The organism is Rothia terrae (assembly GCF_012396615.1).
GTDB classification, from domain to species: Bacteria; Actinomycetota; Actinomycetes; order Actinomycetales; family Micrococcaceae; genus Rothia; species Rothia terrae.
The window spans coordinates 16,289-40,904 of record NZ_JAAXPV010000017.1 but is presented as its reverse complement, the minus strand read 5'-3'; the positions used below and the strand labels follow the sequence as shown (position 1 = coordinate 40,904).

The window sequence follows — 24,616 nt, the reverse complement described above, 5'->3', positions numbered from 1 at the left end:
CACTCAGGCTTAGAACACATAAACTAGGTACCAGTTGCAACGACCCGGCTATCACCGGCGAGCAATTCGGAAGAACAGGCCGTACCTGCTTTTCGCCCACGAATCGTTGCGACGAGGGCGAGCAAGCGGAATAGATACAGCCTCAGTAGAACCGAACGGGTAAGCCCGAAACAGCAGTCATGAAGCGACTGATAATGCTTTGTGCGCACTAGCCCCCTCAAGGATTCTCACGAGCCTTGAGGGGATTCGTGCACCCAAGTGATAAGTCAGTAAGCAAGGTGGTACCGCGCTGTGCCACCCGCACCTTGTGTGTGGGTTCACGCGTCCTTGCACCCCGAATTTAAGCACGAGACTTAAGGGCGTAAAGTGACCAACAAGCCTGTTTATCCTAAGGCGAGCGCTACTGGCGCGAGCGACGTTGTGGCGTCGCCGAAGTTCCCTCAGCTTGAAGAAGCTGTTCTTGAGTACTGGAAGAAGGATGATACCTTCCAGGCATCTATTGATAACCGTGATGCTGGTAAGAACGGCGAAGACGAGTTTGTTTTCTACGATGGCCCTCCTTTTGCGAACGGTTTGCCGCACTACGGTCACCTGTTGACCGGTTATGTGAAGGACCTCGTGGCGCGCTACCAGACGCAGCGCGGCCAGAAGGTTGAGCGCCGTTTTGGTTGGGATACCCACGGTTTGCCTGCTGAGCTTGAGGCTATGAAGCAGCTGGGTATGACTGACAAGCAGGAAATCATTGAGATGGGCATTGATAACTTCAATGCTGCTGCTCGTAAGTCTGTGCTCAAGTACACCAATGAGTGGGAAAAGTACGTGACCCGTCAGGCTCGCTGGGTTGACTTTGAGAACGATTACAAGACTTTGAATGTTGAGTACATGGAGTCTGTGATTTGGGCGTTCAAGCAGTTGCATGATAAGGGTTTGACCTACCAGGGTTTCCGCGTGCTTCCGTACTGCTGGAAGGATGAGACCCCGCTGTCTAACCACGAGCTGCGTATGGATGATGACGTGTACAAGGACCGCCAGGATCCTTCGGTAACCGTTGCATTCAAGATCACCGGTGATAAGTCGTTGGCTAAGCATCCCGAGACTGTGGATGCCCTTGCTGGTGTTGAGGCGATGGCGTGGACTACTACTCCCTGGACTTTGCCGACTAACCAGGCGTTGGCTGTTGGCCCCGAGGTTTCTTATGTTGTGGTTGAGGCACAGGGTGATTTCGCTGGACGCAAGTTCCTGATTGCTCAGGATCTGCTGGGTGCATACGCTAAGGATCTTGGTTTTGAGGACGCTGCTGCAGCTGCTGAGGCTGTGACCGCGACCTTTACCGGTAGCCAGCTTGAGGGCGTGCGCTACGCACCGCTGTGGGACTACTTCACCGACACCGAGAAGTTCGGCACCGAAACCTCATGGCAGATTCTGGTGGCTAATTACGTGACCACCACTGACGGTACCGGTTTGGTTCACCAGGCTCCTGCCTACGGTGAAGATGACCAGAAGGTCTGTGAAGGTTACGGCATTCCCGTGATTCTTTCCATGGATGAGGGTGCGAAGTTCCTTGATTTGTTCAAGGATGACTCATTGGCAGCTGGCGCTCCGTTAGCTGAGATTGCTGGTGTGCAGATCTTCGAAGCTAACCGCACCCTCATCAACATTTTGAAGAACGATGGCGCTCTCATCCGTGAGAAGTCCTACGTTCACTCCTACCCGCACTGCTGGCGTTGCCGCACCCCGCTGGTGTACCGCGCAATCACCTCGTGGTACGTGAAGGTTACCGACTTCAAAGACCGCATGGTCGAGCTGAACGAGGAAATCAACTGGATTCCCGATAACGTCAAGCACGGTCAGTTCGGCAAGTGGGTGGAGAACGCTCGCGACTGGTCAATTTCTCGTAACCGTTTCTGGGGCTCACCCATTCCGGTGTGGGTTTCAGATGACCCGAACTACCCGCGCACCGACGTCTACGGCTCACTAGCTGAACTGGAAGCTGACTTTGGACGCCTACCGCTAAACGAGAAGGGCGAGCCTGATCTTCACCGTCCCTTCATTGACGAGCTGACGCGTCCTAACCCCGATGATCCCACCGGCAAGTCAACTATGCGCCGCGTTGAAGACGTTCTGGATGTTTGGTTCGACTCGGGCTCTATGCCTTACGCGCAGGTTCACTACCCCTTTGAAAACAAGGAATGGTTGGACAACCACCATCCGGCTGACTTCATCGTGGAGTACATTGGCCAGACTCGTGGCTGGTTCTACACCCTGCACATTTTGGCAACCGCGCTCTTCGACCGCCCCGCCTTTAAGAACGTGATTTCACACGGTATCGTGCTGGGTTCAGATGGCCAGAAGATGTCGAAGTCTTTGCGTAATTACCCGGACGTTTCAGAGGTTCTGGATCGCGACGGTTCGGATGCGATGCGCTGGTTCCTCATGTCATCGCCCATTCTGCGCGGTGGTAACTTGAGCGTGACCGAGCAGGGTATTCGTGACGGCGTTCGCCAGGTCATGTTGCCGCTGTGGAACGTTTACCACTTCTTTGCGCTCTACACCAACAGCGCAAATAATAGCGAAGGCTACGACGCTCAGCTGCGCTACACTTCAGATAACGTGATGGACCGCTTTATCTTGGGCAAGACCCGTGAGCTGGTTGCTGACGTTACCGAGGCAATGGACGACTATGACGTCTGGAAGGCATGCGAAATCCTGCGTACCTACGCAGATACGCTAACCAACTGGTACGTACGTCGCTCCCGCGAGCGCTTCTTCGAAGAAGACACCGTCGCATTCGATGTTCTTTACACCGCGCTGACCACCGTGGCTCAGGTTGCAGCACCCCTGATGCCGCTGATGAGCGAAGAAATCTACCGCGGTCTCACCGGCGAGCGTTCAGTTCACCTGACTGACTGGCCTTCGGTTGAGAACTTCACCGACGAGTCAGAGCTCATCGAGCTCATGGAGACCACTCGCTCCATCGCATCCGCGGGTTCATCACTGCGTAAGGCGCAGAAGTTGCGCGTGCGTCAGCCGCTGAACAACCTGACCGTGGCTGTTGCTGGCGGCAAGCAGCTGGCTGGCATCTTCGAGCACATCATCGCATCCGAGCTCAACATCAAGCACGTTAAATTGCTGGATGCCTCAGAGGTATCACCTGCTGACTTCGGTATCTCACAGCAGCTCAAGGTCAATGCCCGTGCCGCTGGCCCGCGTCTGGGCAAGCAGGTTCAGGTTGCTATCAAGGCATCAAAGTCCGGTGACTGGAAGGTTGAGGAAGACGGTACCGTCGTTGTTGGCTTCAACGCTGTAGACGGCGGTATGCCGCTGGTTGAGGGTGAATACGAGCTCGAGACTGTGGTGGCTGAGACCGAGGGCGAGCAGCAGCGCGCTGTTTCTGTTCTGCCCGGTGGCGGCTTCTTGGTGCTCGATACCGCGCTGACCCCCGAGCTTGAGGCAGAGGGTACCGCTCGCGATATGATTCGTGCGATTCAGCAGGCTCGTAAGGACGCTGACTTCAACGTTTCAGATCGAATCGTGGCAACCATCAACGCACCGGCTTCAACCCTGGACGCTGTTCGTTCGAATGAAGAACTGGTGGCGGGTGAAACCCTTGCCAACAGCATCGAGTATGTTGAGGCAACTGAGACCACCATCGATGTAAAGAAGGCATAGTTTGTCAGATTCAAACACCGGTGTGTTTGAGCAGCCCGAAAGCGGCGCTAACCCTAGCGCCGCTTTCGGCGTTGAATCGGTGTATGCCGATTTGCTCTCACGCGCACCAGAAAACAAGATGGCTCCGCGCCTGGATGCGATGCAGCGCGCTACCGAGATTTTGGGGGAGCCGAATAAGGCTGCCCCGGTTATCCATATCACCGGTACCAACGGTAAAACCTCGACGGCTCGCATGATTGAGCGCCTACTCATGGCGCACGACATTCGCGTAGGGCGCTACACCTCACCGCACATTTCCAAGGTCACCGAGCGCATCAGCATTGATGGTGAGCCCGTTGCTGATGAAACCTTTGTGCGTATCTGGGACGAGATTGCCCCTTACCTGCAGATCGTAGATGCTGAGCTTGAGGCAGACGGTCAGCCGCGCATCACCTACTTTGAGGCTTTAACGCTGCTCGCATTCGCTATTTTCGCGGACGAGCCCGTTGATGTGATGGTGCTTGAAGTCGGAATCGGCGGCGTGTGGGATGCTACTAACGTGGCTGACGGAGCTGTTTCCGTTGTCACTCCGATTGGGCTGGATCATACCGATATGCTCGGCGATACCCTGGCTGATATCGCTGCTGAAAAGTCGGGCATCATTAAACCCGGTGGCTTCTTGGTATCTGCAGCTCAAGACCCCGAGGCAGCTGAGGTTCTTCTTGAAGCTGCTCAATCCAAGGACGCGCAGTACCGCTTTGAGGGCGTGGAATTTGCTCCGACCTCGCGGGTTGGTGGCGTTGGCGGTCAGATGGTTACCGTCAAGGGTCTTGCAGGCACCTACGAAAACGTGGCCGTCCCGCTCTTTGGCGCCCACCAGGCAGAGAACGCCGCAGTGGCTATCGCCGCTGTGGAGGCTTTCTTGGGCGGGGGCGAGAAGCAGCTAAACGATGAGCTGGTACGTGCAGCTTTCGAGCAGGTCACCTCACCGGGCCGTCTTGAAGTCGCATCCACCAACCCCACCGTCATCGTGGACGCCGCGCACAACCCGCACGGTTTGCGCGCCTCAGCAGCCGCCTTCAAAGAGTCGTTCAACTTCTCCAACGTCAACATTGTCATTGGTATCTTAGAAGAAAAAGACGCCGTTGCCATGTTCGAGGTGTTGCGCGAGGAATACCGCGACTCCGCCGACTTTGCAACGCGACTGTACCTCACAGCATCCAACTCGCCTCGAGCCATTGACCCCGAGCGTCTAACAGAACTCGCACTCGACGCGGGCTTTGACGAAGATGACCTCATCACCTTCGACAAGCTCCCCGATGCTCTGGGCAGCGCGATGGAAGCTGCCGGTACCGAAGACGACAGCTCAGCGGTACTGGTCACCGGATCCATCACCGTTGTGGGAGATACCGTGGTTCTTTTGGGAGAGAAGAAAGAAGACTAAATGGCACGCCTGACTCGCAAACAGCAAGAATGGTACCCGGGCAAGAAAAAAGAGATGCGATCCATCAAAGTCATGTTCGCATCCACCGTTCTCACCCTAGAAGCGCTCGTCGCTTTCTTCGGCACCCTGGCAGCCTTCGGCCTGTTCTTCAACGATGCGTCCTGGATCAAAACCCTGGTGTGGGTACTTGGTCTGGCACTCGTGCTGGCATTTTTGGTAACCCCCGCTTTACTGACCAAAACCAAGTGGGGCTACACCATGGGCTGGGTCCTTCAAGTCCTGCTTATTCTCGTGGGCCTCGTCGTACCCATGATGCTCTTTGTCGGGGTCTGCTTTGCGCTGGCTTGGTGGTACGCGGTGCACACCGGTGAGAAGCTCGATCGCGAAAACGTTCAGCGTGCACGCGAACAAGAAGAGTGGGAACGCAACAACCCCGTAGAGGCGCCAGCCAAAAATCAATAAGTACATTGCGTACACCTGTGGCGGTAACTGGTTCTTTCCAGTTGCCGCCATTTTTTATACGCCATCTGGTGAAATTCAGGAACTTCTCTATCTCGTGGGTCATTCCATAGAATGGGGGACAAACCTGCTCTACAATAAGTACATCGAATTCCCCAGCATGGATACGAACCATGAGTCAGCACAAGAAAGATACAACATGAAGTCCCCCAAAATTTTGGCAGGAGCGCTCGCGCTTTCCCTCGGCGCAGCAGTTATCACTGGCGTACCTGCTCAGGCAGAACCACAGCAACACCCTAGTTTTACGACGACTGCCCAGATGGTGAACCTTGCCCGCGTCGCCGCCGATGACTACGAGGTTACCTTACGCGGTGCCATTGGTGACTATTTCCGAACCCACGGTGGTGAGGCTCATTTTGGTGAGCCTCTTGCCGATGAATGGCCGCTAGAAGACGGCGGTGCCGGTCAGCAGTTCGATAATGGATACATCATTTATTGGAGCCCTCAAACCGGTGCCTTTGCCGTTGATTTCGATGGAGCGATTGGTGATACCTACCGCCAAGGCGATTATGAATCTACCTACGGTTACCCTCTGTTCGATGAGGTCAATATTCCCGGTGGTGCCATGCAGAAGTTTTACAAGGTCGGGAAAGGCACCTATGCCTTTTACTGGTCACCGTCAACTGGCCCGCACACGGTCTGGGAAGGCGGAGCAATCGGTGGACGCTTCACGAGTGAAGGCGGCACCGGCACCTTTGGCTTCCCCACAGGTGAAGAAGAAGTAACCCCTTACGGAGCTTTCCAAGTCTTCCAACAAGGTGGAGTGCAAAACCGCATCTACTGGTCAGCGAACACCGGCACCCACGTGGTGAAAGGTAACGGCGGCATTTACACTAAGTGGCAGGCACAAGGTGGCGAAGATCGTTTCGGTTATCCCGTCACCGACGAGATTTCTGAAAGCGGGGCCGTAGTGCAGTACTTCCGCACCTCCGGTGGTCGCGAATACGGCATCTGGTGGCATCCCACGTACGGTACTCACACCATGAACTCAAAGGGTGCCCTGTACAACTTTTGGTTCAAAGCCGGTAATTACCGCACTTTGGGGTACCCTACCAGCGATGAAACCACCCATGCCGACGGCTCAGCAACCATCAGCTTCTCATCGGGCGCTCAGCTCAAATGGACTGCTAACGGGGGAGTGCAACGCATCCGCTAACCAGCGCTCTCAGGGTGAGCTTGAGAGACGGTGAACATAAGGACGCGGGTTTCCGTCTTTTCCTGCCATGGCAAGTGTGTGCCGGTGGCAAGGCAGCGGAACACCCGCGTCCTTTCATTTTGAAATAAATCGCCGACTAAAAAAGTGGAGTAAAGTGAGATAAACCAAGTCAATCTCAATGAAGAGGACAAACCATGACTGAACGTACCCTCATTCTGGTCAAGCCAGACGGTGTAGAGCGCAACCTGATTGGCACCGTGCTCGCCCGCTTTGAAACCAAGGGCTACCACATCGCAGATTTGAAGATGCTCACTCCCAGCCACGAGCTACTCGAGAAGCACTATGAGGAGCATAAAGGTAAACCCTTCTTTCAGCCACTGGTTGATTTTATGAGCTCCGGACCGGTTGTTGCCGTGATCTTTGAAGGTGAGCGCGTGGTAGAAGGCGCACGTTCATTGATGGGTTCATCCGATCCCACCACTGCCCCCGCTGGCACTATCCGCGGCGATTTTGGACGTGATTGGGGCGAGAATATTCAGAAAAACCTAGTGCACGGCTCAGATTCTGTGGAGTCAGCTCAGCGCGAGATCGATATCTGGTTCAACCAGCACTAAATCTGACTCATTGCATCTGCCCACAACTTAAAACTCATGGGCCTGCCGAGCGAACTCGGCAGGCCCATGATCATGTGCTGAATAAATTACAGCAGGAACATAATCTGATCGAAGAATCGGATGAAGATGATTCCGAATATCAGCAGGTAAATCATGATGACAGTGAACCATGACCAGCTGCTGACTGAGCGGCGAAGTACTGCGGGGGCAGGAATAACACCGGCAACGATATTGCGGGCGGTGACCTTCACAAACAAGGGAATGGTCATAATCCACACAATCATGCAGAACAGGCACAAAGCGTTAATGACGAAGGTGGTCTGCGACCACAGCCACAGGATAAAGCAGAAGGCGAAAGTTACACCGATCTGCGCACCCCACCAGAACCAGTTCTTAAAGCGGGCACCAGCCATCAAAGCGGCACCGATAGTCACAATAATGGTGAAACCAATCAGGCCGATATAAGGGTTCGGGAAGCCGAAGACTGATGCCTGCCAGTGGCGCATCACGGTGCCGCAGTTGAGCAGGGCATTCAGGTCGCACACCGACTGGTGGTTAGCGTCCATGAGAATCTGAAGCTTCTCATAAATCAGCATGGATGAGGCTGCCAGTGCAATGATGCCGGTGATAAACATCAGCGGTCCGAGCCTGCGATCGGTGCGTTCGGTCAGGACGTCAATGGATTCTTCCGAATCGATGTAGCCATCTTCTTCGGTTGAGGCAACACTCATGGATTTCTACCTTTTTCATGTGCAGTAATTGATGACGGACAAATAAATTCATTCACAATCGTACTCACTTCCATGAAAACTGCACCGGTCGCAAACGGTTTTGTGGGCAAATTTATAGAGAAGTCATAGTGATTGTTCACGGAGAATTTTTAGGTACCAAAGCGCAACCGGGTGTTAATAGAGTTCACGGTATGAGAGAATAGGTGCTGGTAACCTCTTGCCCGCCTGCAAGATTCAGTTACCCGACGAAAGCTGTTTCGATAGAACAACGTACCGTACGACGCCCCAGGACGATTGTGGGCGGGGGCGAAGGTTGTTCACTGTAAGTTCTGGCGCGCGATGCGCTAGCTCGGTACGCGCGTCGGCTTTGCACCCGGGGCAATAGATGCCCGTGGTACTCGCTCCAATGCGGGCTCGAGATGTGCGAAGTAGCCTAGGTTTTAGTTAGCGGCGCTTGAACTTTTTGAGCGCCAGATGCTTCTTTTGTGCGGGGCGGAGCGCAAAAGGGCAGGAGATACGTATATGTCTGATAATAATTTTGGGGGCGTTGGCGAATCTGTTGAGTCGGCTGATCAGCAGAGCGCAACACCAACGCAATCCGAGCAGGCGCCGAAAAAGCGCACTCGCACCCGTCGTAAGTCTTCAGACCGCAAGGCGCAGAGCACCGGTACTGTTGAGGTTCAGGATGTAGCTTCTGAAGTTACCGTGCCCGCAGAGCAGCCTGATTCTGCCGCCAAGACTGAGCAGGGCGAATCAGCTGCAGAGCAAACAACCTCTGTAGAGGCGGATGCGGCTGCTCATACGATCCGTAGCGCGCAGGCTGAGGACGCGCAGGGTCAGCAGGTAGCTGATAACGGTGAACAGCTGGTTGCTCAAACCGCAGATATCACCGATGCTAAAGATGCACAGGTTCAGCAGCCAGAATCTGAAGGTGAAACTGCGCAAGAGCAGAATCAGCCTTCTACACCAGCACAGTCAGAAAACGAACAGGTCGAAGCTGAGCAGCCCTCAGCAGCTGAAGCGGAACCCCAGCCCGCTCCTTTGCAGAAACTGCGCGTTGACGCATCCAACCCCGCCAACGAGCACGCCTTCTTGCTTGCCGACCTCATCAACTCAACCGAAGAGGCCGAAGAAACAGAGAAAACCGCTAAAACCCAGCGCGAAATTCAGGCAGAAAAGCTGGCTGAGCTCACCCGCGCAGCATCCGCGTCGCTACTCTTTCACGAACCCGCACTCGAAGAAGTCATCGAGCAGACACGCGCAGAACGCAAAGCCCGCCAAGAAAAAGAAGCCGCTGAACGTCGCGCACGCCGAGCAGCCGAGCTCGCCGGCGAAACCGAGGTCACCTCGCGCCGTCGCCGCCGTCGCCGCCGTGGTGAAGAAGACATGGAAATCGACGGCGGTAATGCAGATGATCCCGAGAACACCGTCACTAAGGTTCGCGCACCGCGCGTGTCAGACTCGCACACCTCAAACCGCGTAGCCGGCATCCGCGGCTCAACACGCATCGAAGCTAAGCGACAGCGCCGCCGCGAATCACGAGCAACCGGACGCCGCCGCCACGTCATCACCGAGGCAGAGTTCCTCGCACGCCGCGAATCCGTAGACCGCCAGATGATCGTCCGTCAAAAAGACGACCGCATTCAGATCGGCGTACTCGAAGACGGCGTACTCGCTGAGCACTTTGTCTCCAAAACCCAGCAGGACTCCCTGATCGGCAACGTTTACCTGGGTAAAGTGCAGAACGTTCTGCCCTCCATGGAAGCAGCCTTCGTTGATATCGGACGCGGACGCAACGCAGTCCTTTACGCAGGTGAAGTCAACTGGGACGTCACCGGCTTGGACGGCGCACCGCGCAAAATCGAAAACGCTCTCAAGCCCGGCGACTCCGTGCTCGTGCAGGTCACCAAAGACCCTGTCGGTCACAAGGGCGCTCGCCTGACCAGCCAGGTGTCACTGCCCGGCCGCTACCTGGTCTACGTACCCGGTGGCTCCATGACCGGTATCTCACGTAAGCTTCCCGATGTGGAGCGCGCTCGCCTGAAGAAGATTCTCAAGGATAAGCTTCCCGAGGGCGCAGGTGTTATTGTGCGTACCGCTGCTGAGGGTGCATCTGAAGAAGAGCTGACGAACGATATCAACCGTCTGCGCGTGCAGTGGGAAGATATCCAAGAGAAGTCCACTTCTAATAAGGTGCTTGCCCCCGAGATGCTATACCAGGAGCCGGATCTCACTATTAAGACTGTTCGTGATGTCTTCAATGAAGACTTCTCCTCGATGGTGGTGCAGGGTTCACACGCCTGGGATTCTATCGAAGCTTACGTTACCTATGTTGCGCCTGACCTCGTTGATCGTCTGCAGCGCTGGGAAGGTAACGATGACCTCTTTGACCACTACCGCGTTGAAGAACAGCTGCACAAGGCTCTTGATCGCAAGGTATACCTGCCCTCAGGTGGTTCACTGGTCATTGACCGCACCGAGGCAATGACGGTTGTTGATGTCAACACCGGTAAGTTCACCGGTAGCGGCGGCAACCTTGAAGAAACTGTCACCAAGAACAACCTGGAAGCGGCAGAAGAAATTGTTCGCCAGTTGCGTCTGCGCGATATCGGTGGCATCATCGTTATCGACTTCATCGATATGGTGCTCGAGTCAAACCGCGACCTCGTCCTGCGCCGCCTGGTGGAGTGCCTGGGACGCGACCGCACCAAGCATCAGGTCGCTGAAGTGACCTCGCTGGGTCTGGTACAGATGACGCGCAAGCGCATGGGCACAGGTCTTCTGGAAGTCTTCTCAGAATCCTGTGAAGCGTGTGCTGGTCGAGGTATCCTCGTACACGATCAGCCGCTGAAGGGTCGTAGTGGCGGCACCGCCGATTTCATGCATCGTCATGATCGTGAAGACCGCAAGCGCTTCCGCAACCATAAGGCTCACCAGAACCGTTCGCAGCATCACGATGAGACTGACAATCCGCAGGATCAGCAGCGTAATGAGGCACGACGCGCGGCACTTGCTAACATCGTTGCCGCATCATCGCACCACGATGAAGAAGAGCAGGTCACTGAGTCCAAGTCAGCTCGCAAGCGTAAGCGTCGCAAGAACAACCGCCGCCAGGAGCAGGAGGCTCTTGCTGCCGAATCACAGGTTACTGCAGAGAACGTGCTGACCATTGGTGATGAAGTCATTGAGCTGCCTCAGGGCAATAAATCAGATGACGAAATCACCGAGGGTGAGCAGGGCGATTTCACTCTCGAGTCATTGGCTCAGGTCTTCGAGAAGAAGGGCGATAAGCCCGCTCGTAAGAAGCAGCGTCGTGAGATTCGTGCTGAGGCTTTGAACGAGAGTTCAGACGCGTCGGTTGATCCCGAGGTTGATGATCGCTTTACTCAGAACTCTGATCGTTTTGAGGCTATCCGCGCCGGTGAGGCTCGTGCGCGAGCATCGCAGAAGGCAGGACGCCAGTACGATCAGGCTGAGCGTGATGGCAACGGCGGTAAGGGCAAGGGCTCCAAGGATGATGCGCGTGAGTCACGTTCCTCATCCGAAGGTAAGAAGCGCCGTAATCGACGCGCTAGCTCACAATCATCTGCTCCTGCCTACGTTCAGCCGCAGGACGCGCCTGTTACTGAAGGTGTCACCGGTGTAGCAACCCCGGGGAAAGTTGAAGAAGAGTCCCAGGTGGAGTCATCCACTCAGGCAGCTGCAACCGCAACCCAGGCAGTTCAGACACCCGCTAAGCCCAAGCGTCGTTCGCGTCGAGCAACCAGTGCTGGTGCCGGTGTTGAAATTAAAGCAGCCGAGGTGAAGTCTGAGGCAACTCAGGGGTCATCGGTAACAGCCCAGGTGGCCGCAGATACTAAGCCGACGGCAGAAGTTTCGGCGCCGGTTATGCTCGGTGTCGGTGTGGCAGCCGATGAGATCAAACGCGAAGGTAAGTAGCTTTTAGCTCTACAGCGTCCCGTACCTGAGTAGGTGCGGGACGCTTTAGCGTTAATGTGGCATCATCAGCGGGGGGGGGGGGCTGACGTAGTGAGTCTTTGCCCACAAACCAGGCAAAACCGGTGGGTTGAAGCAGGGATTACTTGCCCGATAGGCGAGCATCCCGTAATCTAGTGTGCTGGTGCTGTTCTCACAAGCAAACGTTAGCGTGGGTTCAGTGGAGCACAAACCGTTCTGTGAACGGTGGAAGCTCAGCCGTAAGGAGAGCGTTATTACCTCCTGAAAAGCAGTTTGAGAAAGTCAAAGCTAACGCTTTGATAGGGCTCAAACCGTACACGTTTTGGTACGCAGTAAAAACGCTTTATCCTCATTGTTAAAAAAGACGTCAAGAGAATTGAGTTCCCAAGTGTCCTACGCAATTGTTCGCGCTGGTGGCCGCCAGGAAAAGGTCTCCGTTGGAGACATCGTTACCCTTGATCGCGTAGCTGGCGAAGCAGGCGACAGCATTGAGCTGCCCGTTCTGTTGCTGGTTGATGGCGACAAGGTTACTGCAGACGCTAAGTCACTGGCTTCTGCAAAGGTAACTGCTGAAAAGATCGAAGACCTCCGCGGTCCCAAGATCGTTATTCAGAAGTACAAGAACAAGACTGGTTATAAGAAGCGTCAGGGTTTCCGCGCAGAACTGACCAACGTTAAGATCACCTCGATCAACGCGTAATTTCGGTCTAGAATCAGTTTTAATTCAATCTTTTACCTAAGGTAGGCACAAATGGCACATAAGAAGGGCGCAAGCTCCACCCGCAACGGCCGTGACTCAAACCCCCAGTACCTCGGTGTTAAGCGCTACGGCGGTCAGACTGTTAACGCAGGCGAGATCCTCGTACGTCAGCGCGGCACCCACTTCCACCCCGGCAACAATGTTGGTCGCGGTGGCGACGACACCCTGTTCGCTTTGGCAGCAGGTCAGGTCGAGTTCGGTACTCGTAAGGGTCGCAAGGTTGTCAACATTCTTGCAACCGCTGAGTAATTTTTCTCAGTAGCAAACCGCTAAAGAGGGTGAGCACATCTGTACGTGCGAGCCCTCTTTCGCTTTAATGGGTTATACCCATTCTTTCCCGTCCACTTGAGTGGCGAAGTAAACGTGAAGTAAAGATTTTTAAAGGAGATACGCCCGGTATGGCAAGCTTTGTTGATCGCGTCGTGTTGCACATTTCTGGTGGGCACGGCGGGCACGGTTGTGTGTCTGTGCGCCGTGAGAAGTTTAAGCCGCTGGGCGGCCCCAATGGTGGTAACGGCGGTAATGGCGGCAACGTAGTGTTGCGTGTGGACGGCCAGACCACCACTTTGCTCGAATACCACCACAGCCCGCATCAGCATGCACCGAACGGTGATATTGGACGCGGCGATATGCATCATGGTTTCCACGGCGAGGATCTGATTCTTTCAGTGCCTGAGGGAACCGTGGTTAAAGACCGTGAGGGCAATGTTCTTGCCGATTTGGTGAACATTGGTGATGAATACCTGGCAGCCCAGGGCGGTTACGGTGGTCTTGGTAACGCTGCTTTGGCGTCCACCAAGCGTAAGGCTCCCGGTTTTGCGCTGTTGGGCACTCCTGGCGATGAACGCGATGTTGTGCTTGAGGTCAAGTCCATTGCGGATGTTGCTCTGGTGGGTTACCCCTCAGCAGGTAAGTCCTCGCTGATTGCGGCTCTGTCGGCTGCTCGTCCCAAGATCGCCGATTACCCCTTTACGACGCTGGTTCCCAACCTTGGCGTGGTGCAGGCTGGCGATACCCGCTTCACTGTGGCGGATGTCCCCGGTCTGATTGAAGGCGCGTCAGAAGGTAAGGGCTTGGGCCACCAGTTCTTGCGTCACGTGGAACGTAGCTCTGCTATTGCTCACGTGATTGACTGTGCAACTCTTGAGCCTAACCGTGATCCGATTACCGATTACGAGATTATCGCGAACGAGCTGTCCAACTACGAGGTAGACCCCACCGCCGGTGTGACCGTGCCTTTGCACGAGCGTCCTCAGCTGATTATCCTCAATAAGATCGATGTTCCTGAGGCACGCGAACTTGCAGATTTTGTGCGTCCCATGTTCGAAGAGCGCGGTTTGCGCGTTTTTGAGATTTCAACGGCGTCTCACGAGGGTCTGCGTCAGCTGAGCTTTGCGATGGCTGAGCTGGTGGCTGAGGACCGCGCTGAGCAGGCTAAGCGCGAAGCTGAAGCTCCCAAGGTCGAGGTTGAGGTTATCAAGCCCAAGGCAATGCGCGGTAAGAAGAAGCAAGAATTCATTATCCGTAAGGAAGAACGAAATCTTGAGCCGTTGTTCCGCGTGATTGGCGAGAAGCCCGAGCGTTGGATTATGCAGACCGACTTCAATAACGATGAGGCAGTTGGTTACCTGGCGGATCGTCTGAACCGCTTGGGCGTTGAAGATGAACTATTTAAGATGGGTGCTCGCGCCGGCGATGCCGTGGTGATCGGTGAAGAAACCGACGCTGTGGTCTTCGACTGGGAGCCCACCATGGTGGGTGGCGCTGAGCTTCTGACGTCGCCGCGCGGCACTGACTCTCGTCTTGAAGAGATTATTCGCCCCACTCGCGCCGAAAAGCGTGCCGAGTACAAGGAGCGTATGGACGCTAAGACTGCTGCTCGTGAGGAGCTTGAGGCTGAGCGCAAGGCGGGTATTTGGACTGAGTCTGTTGATGCGAAGCGTCGTGAACGCGAGCGCGGCAACTCTTAAGTAGAACTTAATATTTATCTGTAGAATAACTACCGTTATGCCGAAGGTGTGACGGTAGTTATTTGTTGTACGTGAAGACGGGACGGAGCCGCGGATGAATGATCAGTTCGGTAGCAAGGTGCAGCGTGGTGCTGTGGTGGAGCGCGCTGATATTCCTCGTGCGATGCGCGTTGTGGTGAAGGTTGGGTCTTCATCGTTGACGTCCATTGAAAATTCGTTGGATGAGCTGGCGATTGCCACGATTTCTGATGTGTTGGCGAAGTTTAAGCGGGCTCATCAGAATGTGGAGCTGGTTTTTGTTTCTTCGGGTGCGATTGCTGCCGGTTTGGCGCCTTTAGGTTTGAAGCGCCGTCCTAAGGATTTGGCGACTGCTCAGGCGGCTGCGTCGGTGGGTCAGTCCCTGTTGATGACGCGCTATACGGATATTTTTGCCAGGTACGGTGTGACTGTTTCGCAGGTGTTGTTGACGGTGCAGGATCTGATTGCGCGCGATAGGTATACCAACGTGCATCGTCAGCTGGAGCGTCTGCTTGATTTGGGTGTGATGCCTATTGTCAATGAGAACGATGCGGTGGCTACTGCCGAGCTGAAATTTGGGGATAACGATCGTATTGCGGCGTTGGTGGCTCACGCGGTGAAAGCTGATGTCTTGTTGTTGCTTTCTGATGTTGATGCGCTATACACCAGGCATCCTGATGAGGGCGGTGAGCGAGTAACTCGCGTTCGCGGCGCTCAGGACTTGGCGGGGTTGAGCATCGGTTCTGTGGGGAGTGCAGGTGTGGGCTCTGGCGGAATGGTCACCAAGGTGAAGGCGGCTCAGATTGCTGCGGCCAGCGGCATCCCGGTGTTGGTGACGTCGGCGGCGAAGGCACGCGAGGCCTTGGCCGGTGAGGATGTTGGAACCTGGTTTTATGCGACCGGTCAGCGTCGTGCGGTGAATATGCTGTGGTTGGAGCATCTGGCCGATATTCGCGGCACGATTACGGTCGATCGCGGGGCGGCAGCGGCATTGACGCGTCGTAATTCTTTGTTGGCTGCCGGTGTTGTGGCGGTGCATGGAAATTTTGAGGCTAACGATCCAGTGGAGATCATCGATGAGGACGGTACGGTGGTCGCTCACGGTTTGAGCTCGTACGATGCAGCCGCGGCGCAGAAAATGGTGGGTTTGCATACCGAGGAGATTGTGCAGATTTTGGGTGATGAAAATGATGGCACGCTGGTGCATGCTGACAATATCGCTTTAATTCGCCGCTAGCACTAGAAGAATACAGGTTGTATTGTGAATCACAGGAATGAGTTTTGGGAGAAAGCGATAACGATGAGTTCAACGACTGCTAACGTGAGTGTTCCTGCAGATGTGCTCAAGAAGGTTACCGATATGGCGTATGACGCCCGAGTAGCTTCTCGGATTCTAGCGAAGGCTGATACCCGCTGGAAAAACAACGCGCTGGAAGCTATTGCAAAGGACCTTGAGCACAAGGCAGATATTATCGTGCGTTCTAATGCCGAAGACCTTGAACGCGAGCGCGCAGGCGGTATGAGCGAAGCGATGCTTGACCGGCTAATGCTCAATGCTCTCCGCGTGGGGGAGCTGGCGAATTCTTTGCGAGAGCTAGCTGCCTTACCTGATCCGGTGGGTGAGGTTGTGCGCGGTGCAACCTTGGATAACGGTTTGCACATGACTCAGGTGCGCGTACCAATGGGCGTCATCGGCGCAATTTATGAGGCTCGCCCGAATGTGACTGTTGATATCGCTGGTCTTGCCATCAAATCAGGTAATACGGTGATGTTGCGCGGTGGCTCAGCGGCCGCGAAGACCAACGAGACGATTGTGGGCATCATCCGTCATGCACTGGATAAGAACTCTTTGCCCATGGATACTGTGCAAAGCGTCGATGAATTTGGACGCGACGGCGCGAACGCTCTAATGGTCGCGCGCGGGTACATCGATGTGCTCATTCCCCGCGGTGGCCGCCAGCTGATTCAGTCAGTGGTGAACAACGCTCGTGTGCCAGTCATTGAGACAGCCGAGGGCAACTGCCACATCTTCGTTGACGTCACAGCAGATGTTGAGGGCTCAGCCAAGATTTTAGTGAACGCAAAGACCCAGCGCCCGGGTACCTGCAACACCGTCGAAACTCTGATCTTAGCGCAGGGCGCAGAGGCTACCCCTCGCGCCCTTCAAGCCCTCAACGATGCCGGAGTAACCCTGCACGTGGACGCTGCAACCCGCGAAAACCTTCCCGGAGGCGTAGAGGCAGTCGACGCCACCGACGAAGACTGGGCCACCGAATACGGCTCGCTCGATCTAGCCGTCAAAACCGTCGCATCACTTGATGAAGCCCTCAACCACATCGGCAAGTACTCCACCGGGCACTCCGAGGCGATCTTGACCAACAACCTCGCCCACGCCGAAACGTTCATCCGCACCGTCGACTCCGCAGCGGTCTACATCAACGCATCCACCAGATTCACCGACGGCGGCCAGCTCGGACTCGGCGCAGAAGTCGGCATCTCAACACAAAAACTTCACGCCCGCGGCCCCATGGGTCTAGAGCAGCTCACCACCACCAAATGGATTATGCGCGGAAACTGGCAAGCACGCGCCTAAAGTCTCACACAAACACCTCACGAGCTTTGCAGAAAAACCACTCAAAACCCGGTAGCATTGCTTGTAGTTTCACACGCACACCATCGTGATTATTCCTGGAGGACACATGATCAACTCACTCATTCTTGCAGCGGGCACCGTAGCCGCTGAAGAAGGTGCTCACGAGCGCATGCTCTTCGGCATCCCCACCTTCTGGTTCGGCATCCTTTTCGCTGTCGGCTTCCTGGCGATGCTCCTTGTCACCATCTCATTCTCAGGTCGCGGTATCGTGCGCTCGCACACCGCAACCGACCGCCTGGACCGCGATGAGCAGGTAGCAATCCGCTCATACCAGGGCAAGCACCACGTCTAAGCTCACCGCTACAGACCTCAGGTTCGGCGCGACTTTATAGCGAATATTTCGTATAGGGTCGCGCCGAACTTTGTTGAATTAACCTATTTGTTTTCGGAGAATTGTGAATCCGCAGCCCCGCTCAACTATCCACTCCCTGAACCTTCCACCGCGCGTTGAAGGACGCATCCGGCTAGGCGTCATGGGTGGTACCTTCGACCCCATCCACCACGGCCACCTCGTAGCGGCAAGCGAAGTCGCCGCCGTGCTGGATCTCGATGAAGTTGTGTTCGTGCCCACCGGCAAACCCTGGCAAAAGGCAGAAGCACGAGTTGTAACGGATGCCGAACACCGCTACCTCATGACGGTGGTGGCAACAGCATCCAACCCGCAATTCACCGTCAGCCGCGTCGATATTGACCGCGGGGGACTCACCTACACCATCGACACCCTCAAAGATCTGAGCGAACAACGCCCCAACGCCGACCTGTTCTTTATCACCGGCGCCGATGCCATGAGCCAAATCATGACATGGAAAGACGCAGACAAACTCTGGGAACTCGCCTACTTTGTGGGTGTTACCCGCCCCGGCCACGAGCTTGAGCTGCCACCCATCGCTAACACCTCCAAAGCCGCTTTGCTCGAAGTTCCCGCGCTCGCAATATCCTCCACAGACGTACGCGACCGCGCCGCCGAAGGAATGCCCGTGTGGTACCTCGTACCCGATGGCGTAGTGCAGTACATCAACAAGTACAACCTCTACACCCGCTGCGATGAGACAGGGGACGGGCACCTCTACAGCAACGGACTACCTGCCCCCGAGACAAGAGACACCGAATAACTCTGCACACGACGTATTCCGTCCAGCGCACCCACAGACTAGAATTTACATAAACCCCCGCTCACCAACAAAGGATTCCGGTGACTGAGAACAAAGATCAGAACACGTCCTATGACGAATCAGAGGCCTACCTCTACGAACCGTTCACCACTGAGGACGACATCGTAGTTCCCCCTCCGACGCGTCCCATGGGCCCGCGTCGTCTCACCCGTTACCGCACCGACGCAGCTGAGTACTTGCGCGCCCTCAAAAACGGTGAGCAGCTGCCAGATGAACCCGTGGCATACATGGGAGCACTGGAAGACGATGAGTCTGTCAACGCCGAATCAGCCGCAGCCCACCAGCGTCTATCGGCGCTCGCCGCGCAGGGGTCAATAGAATCTGCCGCCTCGGATGAGAGCACTTTGAACAAGGTGCAGGGCAATGGCACAGCAAAATCTACTGTTGCGCAGAGCGATCCTACGCTGGTGGGTCTCGATGATTCATCGCTTGTCTTCGATGATGAGGTGGAGACCGGGCCTGCCGCCGTGGATGCTGATGATCAGGTGCATGAGACTGAGGTTGTTGTCTCTGATCCGCTGACTCAGCACGATGGTGAGGATGCGAGCGCTGAGATCATCTCGCCTCTTGAGAGCGATCAGCTGGTAGATGCGGGGGAGTCTGAGGATTTCTCTGCTGCCGCTAGTGAGCCAGCTGTTGATGAGGGTGTGCACGAAACCGAGGTTGTAGAAGTTACTGATTCTGCACTCTCAGATGAAGAGCAGGACGCGCCGGTTGAAGAGTACACTCCCGAGACCGTGAATGCGCTATCGGCGCAGGGTCTTGATTTGACTCCTGTTGCTTTTGAGTTCTCGGAGTTTACCGATGATGAACTGTTGGGTGAGGACGCTCAGGGGCGAGAAGATGCACCTGTTCAAGAGCACGACTCGTTTGAGGGTGTAGACGTTGACTCAACCGCGGTGGGGGATTCGCAAGAATTTGAGGATTTGCGCGGTGAAGAGAGTTATGAGGCAACTGAGCCACAGGACGATCAGGACGCCGCGGCCAGTTCTGAACGCTCTGAGGTCGTTCATGAAGAAGCCGTAGCTCAGTCCCAGTTCGATGTAGCTCAGATCGGTAGCTTGGCATCAGGAGCGAAGGAGAACCAGCAGCTCGCAGATGAGTCCGCGACACCTGCTGGTTATGTACAAGATTCAACCGAAGTGGCTTCATCGGATAGCTCCACGACTGCCGCTCAAAAGAGCACCTCAGCCGTGTGGTTGCCCCTTGTGCTGATTATCATGGCGCTCATTATTTTTGGTATCTACTTTTTCATGAATAATGGCTAAGTACCTTCTTACACCCGCGCTGATGTGCAGGTGAAGAAGATAAGAAAATTTTTTGAAAGGAATCTATGGCTGCGGCTAAAGAATCAATTGAAGCACTTAAGGTTGCTGCTGTAGCGGCCGAAGAAAAACAGGGCACCAACCTGTTGGCTGTTGACGCATCGGATCTTATGGGCCTGATTGATGGCTTCCTGGTAGTGAGTGCGCACAACGAGCGTCTCGTAAACGCTATTTCTGATGAGATTGAGGACGCTCTTCGCGAAAAGTTGAGCCTCAAGCCCATCAGCCGTGAGGGACGCGCATCCGGACGCTGGATTCTGCTGGACTTCGGCGACATCGTAGTGCACGTTCAGCACGAAGAAGACCGTGCGTTCTACGCATTGGATCGTCTGTGGGCTGAGGCTCCGCGCATTGAGCTCGGTGTTGAGAATGAAGCTCCTGTAGCAGATGCTGAAAGTGAAGAAGAAGCAGAAGCTATCATTACCGATGACGATCTGGTGGGCGAAGACCGCTAGAAAACCCCTTTCGGCGCGGCGAGCGTTTTCAATTTGCGTTTGCCCGCCTGTGATGGTTAATATAGTTGAGTCGTCTCTTGCAGGATGCGACTCAACTGAATACGGGGATATGGCGCAGCTGGTAGCGCACTTGCATGGCATGCAAGGGGTCAGGGGTTCGAGTCCCCTTATCTCCACTTCCTTAGCCGACCGGTTGAACATTGGTTCAATCGGTCGGCTTTTTTGTATCTAAACCACGTGAGTCTTCTGTAGCCCTCTCTTTTCTCTGGCGGCTGGCACCACATGAGGGATATCTATCGCCTGGGTTTGCGCAAAACCGCCAGAAAAACGAGGTCGGTGGCAGTAAGAGATAGCCCTTGCCCGTGTTCGCTCCTGCTATCGTGTGGATAGCACACACCACACACCACCTGAAGGTTCCGTTGCCATGGTTAGAAAACGCCTGAAGAGAACTATCCGCAATGCTCGCGGTTTCCATCACAACCCCAGGGGTGTTCTAACCGCGATAGGTGTGGGCCTGGCGTCCTTTGGGGTGCTGGCTCTATCGGCAGGGATGGTGACTCGTGTACAGGTAGCTACGCGCTACCCAACGGTTGCCGAAGCACTGCAACACGGGGAGGCCTACGAATACCTTCCCGGCCTGTTCTTAGGCGTCGTAGCCTGTTGCGGGTTTTTGGTCATGTTCGTTTTGAGTCTGCGCGGGATCATCCGTCTAGGACAGTACCATCACCCGGTCTGGATGAGCATCAGCATCCTGTGTCTGATAACCAGTGCCCTAGTGCTTTTGCTGCTGTTTGTGCCGGTGGTTCTCGGTCTGGTCTTTGGACTTGCCACCGGGCAGCTTTAACGTGCCGCCTGTGGGTAAATCAGGGCAAAGCGCTCGCAGACTACTTGCATATGCGGATAAAAACCGTCGGGGGAGTTAGCTTCCCAGTATTGACGGTGGTTTGCTCGCCAGGAATCTAGCGTCCGGTCACCTTCTCCCTCTGCCTGTGCGTGATCGGTACTTACTTGCCAGAATTCGGTGACGGTAACGCTGGTTATTTGGATGATTGCGCGAGGAGTCCCTGTGCCGTTGCAGAGAACGCTGTACTGACCGGCAACTGGGAGCGGTTCGTTTTCTGCTGCGTAATCGTGAAGCGCTGAAGATGTGGCTGTTTTGGTTTCCGATAGTACGAGTGCAAGCAGATCATCGGCTTGCTTGGCGGTGGATCCGAAGCTCCACGCATCCGGTGCAGTCATAGGCAGTGACGGTAGTACTGTGCGGGCGGTATCCCAGAATTCCTGAACTTCTCTACGGACGTGTTGCCTATAATCTATGCGCAGTTCAAAGAGTTCAACGGTGCTGGTGACCCTGCCTGCCTGATGTGGTTTTGTCTCACCGGTGAAGGTATAGCCCAGTGATTCCCAGAAGGGGGTGGCGGATGCGGCGTTGGTGGCAACGATGCCCAGACGAAGAGTTTTTATCGCTGTATGTAGTTGGAGGCGCTCTAATAGGTATGAATGGAGTTGGCGTCCAATGCCTTGCCCCTGATAATCGCGGTGCGTGGCAAGTAACCCAATATAGGCGGTGGCGGGGGTGGGCCAATGAGTTACCGTGACGCACAAGCCCACGAGCTGAGTATCTTGCCATGCGCCTATAACCAGCAGATCTTCAGGCGATGCACCTGCCGGTAGAGTCTCAAAAATCCCTGATGCAGCGTGAGGTGAGACGTTCTGACCGCTAATGCGGTGGGTGTAATCGGCGTTGGATTCTAGGAGCTCTTGAATCTGAGAAAGGTGCTTGCATGTCAGCGAAGAAAAGCTGAGATTGTGCATCATTAAACCTCTTTGGTTAGAGTTGCCGGGGAAGAAATGGAGCTGAACTGCACACATTTTCGCTATGTTCGAATGAATATTCGAATACATCCTAACCGGTTAGCAACTTTTTATTCCGCCCGTGAAGCACGGCCATTTTTTACCGCCGAAATTCGCGGTTTTTACAACCAGTAGTAAGAACTAAAACATGCCTTGATGCTTGCAATCCGACCTGTGAACAACCCACCCGGTGTGTACCTACAAAGACAGCCTAATCATGTTTGAGTCTGTCAGAACAACCATGCCGGGCGCACCGGATATTCCATACTAACGTGTAAGCCTCAGAAGATAAGGACCCAACAATTACACCAAAAACCACCTGGCTTTCCAGCAAGTACAACCGGGGCTTCAAGAGACATCCCACATGTGTCACACAACGCCCATAAAAACCTCTCCAACTACAGGGGATCCCCTAGCTAACCTGCACCCACCTTCATCATGTCCCGCGCAGCCCCGAAAGCAGCCAATAAAAGTGCAATTGACTAAGGTCACCAACACCCAAACGCAACTTCCTGTCACAAACAACCCACCCTTGAGAAAACCGCTCTCACAGGACTAGCATTAACAGTGAACTACCAATAAACACAGACAACGACAATAGGTGGACACCATGAAAGCTGCACGCTACTACGACAACCACGACATCCACATCGAAGACATACCAGAACCAACGCCAGCTAACGGAGAAGTTCTCATCAAAGTAGCCTGGTGCGGTATCTGCGGAACAGATCTCCACGAATACCTCGATGGACCCATCTTCTGCCCCACCCACAACACCCCACACCCCATCTCAGGTGAAACCGCACCAGTCACTCTCGGCCACGAATTCTCAGGAGTCATCGAAGCACTCGGCGAAGGAATCACCGACCTTGAAGTCGGCGACCACGTCGTCGTAGAACCCTACATCATCAACGAAGACGTCAACGTAGGGCCCGACTCCAACGACTACCATCTCTCCGACAACATGAACTTCATCGGGCTGGCAGGACGCGGCGGCGGACTCTCCGAAAAAGTAGTCGTCAAACGCCGCTGGGTCCACAAAATCTCCAAAAACATTCCCCTCGATCAGGCAGCAGTCATCGAACCTCTCACCGTCGGCTACCACGCAGTAGACCGCGCAGGCGAACTCCCCGAAGGCTCAATCGCACTCGTCGGCGGCGCCGGCCCCATCGGCCTACTCACCGGCGCAGTACTCCGCGCCAAAGGCATTACCGTCGTCATCTCAGAACTCTCAGAACTCCGCCGCAAAAAAGCACTCGAAGCGGGTTCAGCAGACTACGCCTTCTCACCTGCAGAAACCAACGTCGTAGAAGAAGTCCGTAAACTCTCCAAAGACGGCCGCGGCGCAGACGCAGCCTTCGAATGCACCTCAGTACAAGTAGTACTCGACACCCTCATCGACGCAGTACGACCCACCGGCAAAATCGTCATCGTCTCCATCTGGGGTAAACCAGCCACCATCGACATGCACAAAATTGTCATGAAAGAAATCGATCTCCGCGGCACCATCGCCTACGTCAATAACCACCCCGACACCATCAAACTCGTCGAATCCGGCAAACTCGACCTCGCGCCCTTCATCACCGGCAAAATCCAACTCGAAGACCTCATCGACAAAGGCTTCGACACCCTTATCAACCACAACGAAACCGCCGTCAAAATCCTCGTCACCACCGACCCACAAAACCTAAACTAAACACACCAAACCACAAAGCCCCGGAACACAACACGCGTCCCGGGGCCACAACCATACCCACCACACAATTTACTGACTACTTGTGCCAAAAACCCACCAATATCACCCCAAAACCACCCAACAAACGATATATTCAACTATATGAAGAATCCCAAAGCATTCACCGCACTAGCTCTGGCAACCGGCGCACTCATCACAGGTTGCGCACACACCGTACCCGCCGGCATCGCACTCGAAAAAACCGACAGCTTCAACCACCGCGACGACATCGTCGTATCAGGCGCCATCCACACCGAAGACGGCAAAACCGCACCCGGCAACATCCGCGTCACCGTAGACGGCGCCAACTTCAACGGCAACGAAGCACAATTCAACGGCGAACAGTCCTACTACAAACTCACCGCCGACAACACATCCGATCTCCACGGCACCACCTACTGGGTCACCGTCCAAGCAGAAGACCCCGAAGCCGAAGTCAGCTGCTACATCAAAGACACCGGCATCACCGAACCCACACACGCCTCAGAATCAGAAGGCAAAGGCTCAGCAACCTGCCGCCTCGACTACAACTAAACACCACACACATACATACACAAACGGCCGTACGCACCAGGCGCGCACGGCCGTTTCTCACACCCCCAAAC

The 24,616-nt window shown here is 55.0% G+C and carries 20 protein-coding genes and 1 tRNA gene; 19 read left to right on the top strand and 2 right to left on the bottom strand.

What is annotated here, in order from left to right:
- Positions 1-366 precede the first annotated feature (366 nt).
- The 5 genes from ileS to ndk all read left to right on the top strand — a co-directional run bounded on the left by ileS (position 367) and on the right by ndk (position 7,381).
- Positions 367-3,669 carry an isoleucine--tRNA ligase gene (ileS, locus tag HF984_RS09415; RefSeq protein WP_168615415.1) on the top strand — a complete coding sequence of 1,101 codons (3,303 nt, stop codon included), beginning with the start codon at positions 367-369 and terminating at the stop codon, positions 3,667-3,669.
- 1 nt (position 3,670) lies between these two features.
- Entirely contained in the window at positions 3,671-5,092 is a 1,422-nt protein-coding gene (locus HF984_RS09410) for a bifunctional folylpolyglutamate synthase/dihydrofolate synthase (RefSeq protein ID WP_375546046.1), read from the top strand.
- Positions 5,093-5,554 (top strand): DUF4233 domain-containing protein, encoded by a 462-nt coding sequence (locus HF984_RS09405; protein WP_168615414.1) that lies wholly within the window; start codon positions 5,093-5,095, stop codon positions 5,552-5,554.
- A 196-nt stretch (positions 5,555-5,750) separates the two neighbouring features.
- Positions 5,751-6,767 (top strand): LGFP repeat-containing protein, encoded by a 1,017-nt coding sequence (locus HF984_RS09400; protein WP_168615413.1) that lies wholly within the window; start codon positions 5,751-5,753, stop codon positions 6,765-6,767.
- A gap of 194 nt (positions 6,768-6,961) precedes the next feature.
- Positions 6,962-7,381, top strand: a complete 420-nt coding sequence (ndk, locus tag HF984_RS09395) for a nucleoside-diphosphate kinase (RefSeq protein WP_168615412.1) — start codon at positions 6,962-6,964, stop codon at positions 7,379-7,381.
- An 86-nt stretch (positions 7,382-7,467) separates the two neighbouring features.
- On the opposite strand, the gene HF984_RS09390 is transcribed toward ndk, so the two are convergent.
- A complete protein-coding gene (locus HF984_RS09390; RefSeq protein ID WP_168615411.1) occupies positions 7,468-8,112 on the bottom strand; it encodes a vitamin K epoxide reductase family protein in 645 nt (214 codons plus the stop codon).
- Between the two features lie 522 nt (positions 8,113-8,634).
- Here HF984_RS09390 and HF984_RS09385 point away from each other — a divergent pair.
- From HF984_RS09385 to HF984_RS09330, 12 genes are all read left to right on the top strand, one after another.
- Complete coding sequence (locus HF984_RS09385) at positions 8,635-12,051, top strand: Rne/Rng family ribonuclease (protein WP_168615410.1); 3,417 nt, start codon at positions 8,635-8,637, stop codon at positions 12,049-12,051.
- Between the two features lie 406 nt (positions 12,052-12,457).
- Positions 12,458-12,769 carry a 50S ribosomal protein L21 gene (gene rplU, locus HF984_RS09380; protein ID WP_168615409.1) on the top strand — a complete coding sequence of 104 codons (312 nt, stop codon included), beginning with the start codon at positions 12,458-12,460 and terminating at the stop codon, positions 12,767-12,769.
- Positions 12,770-12,820: 51 nt separating this feature from the next.
- Complete coding sequence (gene rpmA, locus HF984_RS09375; RefSeq protein ID WP_168615408.1) at positions 12,821-13,078, top strand: 50S ribosomal protein L27; 258 nt, start codon at positions 12,821-12,823, stop codon at positions 13,076-13,078.
- Between the two features lie 149 nt (positions 13,079-13,227).
- A complete protein-coding gene (obgE, locus tag HF984_RS09370; protein WP_168615407.1) occupies positions 13,228-14,799 on the top strand; it encodes a GTPase ObgE in 1,572 nt (523 codons plus the stop codon).
- Positions 14,800-14,893: 94 nt separating this feature from the next.
- A complete protein-coding gene (gene proB / locus HF984_RS09365; RefSeq protein ID WP_168615406.1) occupies positions 14,894-16,054 on the top strand; it encodes a glutamate 5-kinase in 1,161 nt (386 codons plus the stop codon).
- Positions 16,055-16,117: 63 nt separating this feature from the next.
- Positions 16,118-17,410, top strand: a complete 1,293-nt coding sequence (locus HF984_RS09360; RefSeq protein ID WP_168615405.1) for a glutamate-5-semialdehyde dehydrogenase — start codon at positions 16,118-16,120, stop codon at positions 17,408-17,410.
- 106 nt (positions 17,411-17,516) lie between these two features.
- Positions 17,517-17,762, top strand: coding sequence for a hypothetical protein (locus HF984_RS09355; RefSeq protein WP_210729685.1), 246 nt, complete (start codon positions 17,517-17,519; stop codon positions 17,760-17,762).
- 181 nt (positions 17,763-17,943) lie between these two features.
- Complete coding sequence (nadD, locus tag HF984_RS09350) at positions 17,944-18,582, top strand: nicotinate-nucleotide adenylyltransferase (protein WP_168615423.1); 639 nt, start codon at positions 17,944-17,946, stop codon at positions 18,580-18,582.
- A gap of 80 nt (positions 18,583-18,662) precedes the next feature.
- Positions 18,663-19,910, top strand: coding sequence for a hypothetical protein (locus HF984_RS09345; RefSeq protein ID WP_168615404.1), 1,248 nt, complete (start codon positions 18,663-18,665; stop codon positions 19,908-19,910).
- Positions 19,911-19,975: 65 nt separating this feature from the next.
- Positions 19,976-20,422: a ribosome silencing factor gene (gene rsfS / locus HF984_RS09340; protein WP_168615403.1), complete on the top strand. Its 447-nt coding sequence runs from the start codon at positions 19,976-19,978 to the stop codon at positions 20,420-20,422.
- Positions 20,423-20,525: 103 nt separating this feature from the next.
- Positions 20,526-20,598 (top strand) — tRNA-Ala (locus tag HF984_RS09335).
- Between the two features lie 248 nt (positions 20,599-20,846).
- Positions 20,847-21,266, top strand: coding sequence for a hypothetical protein (locus tag HF984_RS09330; RefSeq protein ID WP_168615402.1), 420 nt, complete (start codon positions 20,847-20,849; stop codon positions 21,264-21,266).
- On the opposite strand, the gene HF984_RS09325 is transcribed toward HF984_RS09330, so the two are convergent.
- Positions 21,263-22,240 carry a GNAT family N-acetyltransferase gene (locus HF984_RS09325; protein WP_168615401.1) on the bottom strand — a complete coding sequence of 326 codons (978 nt, stop codon included), beginning with the start codon at positions 22,238-22,240 and terminating at the stop codon, positions 21,263-21,265. The genes HF984_RS09330 and HF984_RS09325 overlap by 4 nt on opposite strands.
- Before the next feature lie 646 nt (positions 22,241-22,886).
- Here HF984_RS09325 and HF984_RS09320 point away from each other — a divergent pair.
- Together HF984_RS09320 and HF984_RS09315 are read left to right on the top strand one after the other, a co-directional pair.
- Positions 22,887-23,972: a 2,3-butanediol dehydrogenase gene (locus HF984_RS09320; RefSeq protein ID WP_168615400.1), complete on the top strand. Its 1,086-nt coding sequence runs from the start codon at positions 22,887-22,889 to the stop codon at positions 23,970-23,972.
- 141 nt (positions 23,973-24,113) lie between these two features.
- Positions 24,114-24,545, top strand: coding sequence for a hypothetical protein (locus HF984_RS09315; protein ID WP_168615399.1), 432 nt, complete (start codon positions 24,114-24,116; stop codon positions 24,543-24,545).
- Positions 24,546-24,616: the final 71 nt, after the last annotated feature.